Here is a 1,010-nt window from a genome sequence, read left to right as displayed (position 1 = left end):
CCCGCCACGTCGCGGGTATTTTTTTGTCTGGAGAAAAGTATGTCTTGGTACAGAACCGGCACCGTATCGGTCGTAAAGGGCTCAACGACTGTGACCGGCGCGGGCACCGCCTTTGCGGGTAACGCACTGGTTGGCGACATTTTCGTCGGCCCTGATGGCGCCGTTTACGAAATCGTCAACATCCCGAGCGCCACTGTTTTATCTATTCGTTCGGCCTACAACGGTGCCTCAGCAAACGGCGCGCCGTATGCCATCACCCCTGCACAAACCCACGTCAAAGACCTGGCCGATCAAATACGTCTGATGCTCACACAGTGGGGAACAGCCGTGGCCAACTTGGGCTCCGTCTCAACCGAGAACGTCGTGCCGGTGGCCAAGGGCGGTACGGGGGCCACAACACAAGCGGCAGCCCGTTCGGGACTTGGGCTTAAAAGCGCGGCCGTGGCCGACATATTGGGCGGCGTGACCCAAGTGGGCGGTGTGCCCACGGGCGCGATCTTCCAGCGCGGCAGCAACGCCAATGGCGAGTTCTGCTTGATGGCCGATGGCACGGCCATCTGCACCTACCTGCAACTCAGCATGTCGGCCGCGGCTAATACCGACATCGCAGTCAACTGGCAATTTCCGTGCGTGTTCGCCGTAGCACCGGCCGTGCTGGTGGCGCTGCGCGGGCCAGCGTCGACCAACACCTTCACCATCAACAAGCTTCAGGCCGCGCCTTCAAGCGTCACGGCTGCCGCCATCACCGGCAACTTCAGCGCTGCGCAAAACTACTTCATCACACTGACAGCCATAGGCCGGTGGTTCTAATGATTATCAAGCTCTCGCCGAAGTTCGGCGCCGAACCACTCACGCTGATCAAGCGCAACGACACGCTGAGCATCAACGGCGAAACATTCGACTTCACCACCATTCCCGAAGGCGCGGTGTTGCCTGAGTCGGCTATCAACTGCGAATACATCATCGGCGACATCACCCGTAGCAACGGTCACTTGATCATCTGCCTGATG

General features: G+C 59.7%; 2 protein-coding genes. Both read left to right on the top strand.

Going from position 1 to position 1,010, the window contains the following annotated elements:
• Positions 1–39: 39 nt before the first annotated feature.
• Positions 40–810, top strand: coding sequence for a hypothetical protein (locus TU86_RS22035; RefSeq protein ID WP_048366444.1), 771 nt, complete (start codon positions 40–42; stop codon positions 808–810).
• The coding region (locus tag TU86_RS22030) for a hypothetical protein (protein WP_048366443.1) at positions 810–1,010 on the top strand (201 nt) is incomplete at its 3' end. The genes TU86_RS22035 and TU86_RS22030, both read left to right, overlap by 1 nt.

Source organism: Pseudomonas weihenstephanensis, assembly GCF_001043055.1.
Lineage (GTDB): Bacteria > Pseudomonadota > Gammaproteobacteria > Pseudomonadales > Pseudomonadaceae > Aquipseudomonas > Aquipseudomonas weihenstephanensis.
Note: the sequence above shows the minus strand (reverse complement) of the source record. Positions and strands in the feature narration are given on the sequence as shown.